General features: G+C 47.5%; 4 protein-coding genes. 3 read left to right on the top strand and 1 reads right to left on the bottom strand.

What is annotated here, in order from left to right; translation table 11 throughout:
• The 3 genes from WBV75_RS10215 to bshB1 all read left to right on the top strand — a co-directional run.
• The coding region (locus WBV75_RS10215; RefSeq protein ID WP_424120513.1) for a cytochrome c biogenesis protein at nt 1–511 on the top strand (511 nt) is incomplete at its 5' end.
• A gap of 146 nt (nt 512–657) precedes the next feature.
• Nucleotides 658–1,833: a trans-sulfuration enzyme family protein gene (locus WBV75_RS10210; RefSeq protein WP_424120512.1), complete on the top strand. Its 1,176-nt coding sequence runs from the start codon at nt 658–660 to the stop codon at nt 1,831–1,833.
• Between the two features lie 13 nt (nt 1,834–1,846).
• Entirely contained in the window at nt 1,847–2,575 is a 729-nt protein-coding gene (gene bshB1 / locus WBV75_RS10205; protein WP_424120511.1) for a bacillithiol biosynthesis deacetylase BshB1, read from the top strand.
• On the opposite strand, the gene WBV75_RS10200 is transcribed toward bshB1, so the two are convergent.
• A partial coding sequence (locus WBV75_RS10200) for a tetratricopeptide repeat-containing sensor histidine kinase (protein WP_424120510.1) occupies nt 2,572–4,489 on the bottom strand: 1,918 nt, incomplete at its 5' end. The two genes, bshB1 and WBV75_RS10200, sit on opposite strands and share 4 nt — an antisense overlap.

Raw genomic sequence — 4,489 nt, 5'->3', positions numbered from 1 at the left:
GGGAAGCTATGGCCCCCTGACCGTGGGGATGATCCTGGGTGTGGTTTGCCTGTTACTCATTATACTAACCAATGAGAAGAACCGGGAGAAAATGAAACTAAACCTGAAGGAACTGACCATCATAAACGAATTGGCCCTCACCATCGGGCTGGTCATGCTGACCATCGGTAACTTCCTCGGGGGTCAATGGGCCAATGAGAGCTGGGGCCGATATTGGGGCTGGGATCCGAAAGAGACCTGGGCCCTGATCTCTATTTTGGTCTATGCTTTTGTGATTCACACCCGATTAGTTCCAGGCCTTCGGGGAACCTGGACATTTAACTTCCTGAGCGTCATTGCCTTTTCAAGTATTATGATGACGTATTTTGGAGTGAATTTCTACCTGGTGGGCCTTCACAGTTATGCCAGTGGAGACCAGGTGATTACCCCTACATTTGTGTGGTATACCCTCGGAGGTGTCTTCTTTTTGGGTGCCCTGAGCTGGTGGCGTTACCGCGTGCACTTTAAATAAACGGGTTGTAGTTTTATAAGAAAAAAAGCCAGGTTTCTCTGCAGGTAACCCCTTGAATACCCTGAGGAACGGGATGCTTTTAGGGCGAAGGTAAAGGCAGTTTCTATTTCTTGAATTCACTACCTTTGGGCTTGTTATATTATATTATGGACAAGAAAGCAAAAGGAGTCAATACAATCTGCACTCATATCGGCGAACTGGAGGACAAGACCTTCAAAGGCGCCATTTCTCCTTTGTATATGAGTACGTCTTATGATTATGAGGACGTGGATATAAAGCGTTATCCAAGGTATTTTAACACCCCAAACCAGGAGGCCCTCTGTCGTAAAATTGCAGCCCTTGAGCATACGGAGGCTGCCTTGATTTTTGGCAGTGGAATGGCGGCTGTGAGTACCGCGCTTTTGGCTTTTCTCAATAAGGGGGACCATTTGGTAGTACCCCGACAAATTTATGGGGGTGCATATAATCTTATCGTAGAGGAATTTCCCAAGTATGGGATCGAGTACACGTTTATTGATAGTACGGAACGGTCGGCATTTGAAAATGCCATCCAGTCCAACACCCGGGTGCTCTATCTGGAAACCCCTTCGAACCCCTTACTCACCCTGACCGATCTGGAGGCCATTGGGTCTCTGGGGCGCTCACGGGGGCTGAAAACACTCATAGATAATACTTTTGCCAGCCCTGTAAATCAGAATCCGGCAGACTACGGCATCGATATCATGATCCACAGTGCCACCAAGTATATGGGGGGGCATTCGGATATTTGTGCAGGGGCGGTAGCGGGAAGCCACGAGAATATCGATCGAGTTTTTCAACTGGCCAAAAACCTGGGAGGCAGCCTCAGTGATTATACGGTCTGGCTGCTGGAGCGGAGTTTGAAAACTATGGGCATCCGGGTACGCGCCCAGAATGAAAACGCCCTGAAACTCGCAAATTTCCTTAACCAACACCCGGACATTGAAAAAGTATATTATCCCGGACTGGAGAGTCATCCCAATCACGATATCGCGAAAGCCCAGATGCACGGCTTCGGTGGGATGTTGTCTTTTGAGCTCTCTGAATCCCTGGACCAGCATAGGTTTATGCGCTCCTTGCAGTGGATAAAGGTATCTATGAGCCTGGCAGGTGTGGAAAGCACTTTACTCTCTCCCACCCAAACCTCTCATGCCCTGTTGAGTCCCGAGGAACGCCTTAAGGCCGGAATACGGGATGGCCTTATTCGGTTTTCAACAGGAATTGAGGATTTTGAAGACTTAAAAGCAGATCTCACTCAGGCCCTGTTGCGATCCAAAACCCTCAGTAAGGAATCGGTTACCTAAATTCAAATTGTATATGGCTCAAAAATTAGATATCCTCGTTTTCGGGGCACACCCGGATGACGCTGAGCTCGGCGCAGGGGCTACCATTGCCAAAGAAATTGCACAGGGGAAGAAAGTAGGTATTGTGGACCTTACCCGGGGAGAATTAGGGACTCGGGGGTCTGCAGAGATTCGGTCTCGTGAAGCGGCCAGGGCTGCAGAAATTTTGGGAATTTCCGTACGTGAAAACCTGGAATTTCGAGATGGGTTTTTTAGAAACGATCCCCAACATCAAATGGCCGTTATTCGCCAAATACGAAAATACAGGCCGGATATCGTACTCTGCAACGCCATTCATGACCGGCATATAGATCATGGGCGGGGTAGCGATTTGGTGAGTGATGCCTGTTTTCTCAGTGGCCTCATCAAAATTGATACGCAGTTGGAGGGGGATGATCGCTGGCAGGAGCCCTGGAGACCCAAAAATGTCTATCACTATATTCAATGGAAGAATCTGAAGCCGGACTTTGTCGTGGACGTCAGTGGATTCATCGATAAGAAATTGGAAGCCATCCGCGCTTACGATTCCCAATTTTTTGATCCGAATAGCAAAGAGCCTGAAACGCCTATCAGTAGTGCTAATTTCCTCGAAAGCGTGGAATATCGTTCCCGGGATCTTGGAAGGTTGGTAGGGGTGGAGTATGCCGAGGGTTTTACAGTTGAACGCACCCCGGCAGTCTCCTGCCTTGATAAGTTGATCTAGACAGCCTTGCTATAAGCCCCGGCTGCTTTCGGGAGGGTGAAATAGAACGTACTTCCCTTTCTGAGCAAACTATCTACCCAGATTTCCCCCCCGTTTTTCTGGATCATTTCCTTACAAAGCGTGAGGCCTAATCCGGTTCCTTTTTCATTGGCGGTACCGTAGGTAGAATGTGTGTTTTCTTCCTTAAAAATCTTCTGAAGTGTCAGGCGATCCATTCCCACACCGGTATCGCGGATTGAAATAATCCAGTATTGTTCTTTTTCTTCGGCATGCAGGGTCACCATTCCGTTTTCGGGGGTAAACTTCAGGGCATTGCTGATAAGGTTTCTAAGTACGATGTCCACTTGATGGGGGTCCGACCATACCTGAGTATTTGCCGGGATTTCGCTGATGATTTTAATGCTTTTATTCTCCGCGATCTCATTGAGTAATTTAATATTCTCTGCCGCAATGCCTTCCAGGAGTACAGAGGTTGGCCGGGTTACTGCACCATTGAGCTGCGAATAGCCCCAGGACAGTAAGTTGTTTAAGGTGAAGAAGATATGGTCTACGTCCGACCGTAGTTTGGGCATATAGGAGGCTAGCTCATCAATCGAGATTTCCCCGTCCTTGAATATTTGCAGGAGTTCCTTCAAGGCACCGACGGGACCCCGGAGGTCATGGCCGATTACCGAGAAAAGTTTCACCTTAGTCTCGTTGTCTGTCTGTAATTCAGACTTGCGCTTCTCCAGGATTTCCTGTTTTGCTTCCAATTCCCGGGTGAGGCGTTGCTGTAATTTTTTACTTCGGTATACGAGGTAGATTATCAAAAGGGAAACCAGCAAGAGCCCGGCTCCGACATAAATGAAACGTTCCTGGGAGGCAAGTGCTTTTTCATTATCCTGAATAAGCAGTTGCTTTTGCCGTTCATACTCTGTTTTCGTTTTTAGCAGGCTCAGGCTCTGTTTGTTTTCATTCCGACTCAGGGTATCGGAGAGCTCCTGGAAAAGTTCGTGGTAGGCCAGGGCCGTGGCGTAGTCCTGCTGCCGTCGGTATATCTCATAAAGGGTTTTAGAGCATTTTTTGGTCCCTTCGGCAAAGTTGATGCTTTTGCTGATCCGGAACGCATCTTCAGCGTAAATAGTGGCGAGACTATCGTTTTCCAGGCCGATATACGTTTCTGCCATACCATTGTACAAGTCGATTCGAGCCCGGTCATCATCCAGATTCTCGTGGAGCACCTCACTTTGACGATACCAGTACAGGGCCCAGTTGTAATTGTATTTTTTAAGGTAGACTTTACCCTTGATCTCATAGGAGTAGGCCAGCCAGTCTATTATGCGATACTTTTCAAAAATGTCGATGCTCCGGTTGACGTTAAACATGGCATATTCCAGGTTTTTCATGTCTGCGTAGAGAGAAGCCAGATTACTCATAGTCTCTGCCTGCGCGATCTCATCACCGAGGGAATCATTTAATTTTCTGACTTTCTTGTAATACTCCAGAGATTCATCGTAGTATTTCTGATCTGCATAGAGGTTAGCGATGTTTTCATTGATAATCGACTGCTGTAACAGGGCTTCTTCTTCAAGGGCGATTTCCAGGGCAATGAGATAGCCATTCAGGGCCTTTGCATGGTCACCGCGATATTCATACTCACCGGAAATATTATTGAGCAGGCTCAATCTGAGATCACTGGAATTCATAGTATTGACCAGTTCCAGAGCCTTGTTATAATATGTTAGGGCCGTATCTGTTACCCCCCGGTCTGAATAATAGTCCCCGAGATTCATATAAGAGATACTCTCTCCCTTGCGATATTTGGCTTCCTTACTGTATTCAAGTGCTTTTAAGGCATAACTATACAGGGAATCCGTCTCGTAGTAGCGCATTTCCTCTGCAAAGGTGTTGATCAGGTCCAGGTAGGCTGTGTCC

Source organism: Robiginitalea sp. (assembly GCF_049588695.1).
Taxonomy (GTDB): Bacteria; Bacteroidota; Bacteroidia; order Flavobacteriales; family Flavobacteriaceae; genus Robiginitalea.
Note: the sequence above shows the minus strand (reverse complement) of the source record. Positions and strands in the feature narration are given on the sequence as shown.

Coding starts and splice junctions, on each gene's coding strand:
- WBV75_RS10210 (WP_424120512.1), top strand. CDS start 658: ATGGACAAGAAAGCAAAAGGAGTCAATACAATCTGCACTCATATCGGC.
- bshB1 (WP_424120511.1), top strand. CDS start 1,847: ATGGCTCAAAAATTAGATATCCTCGTTTTCGGGGCACACCCGGATGAC.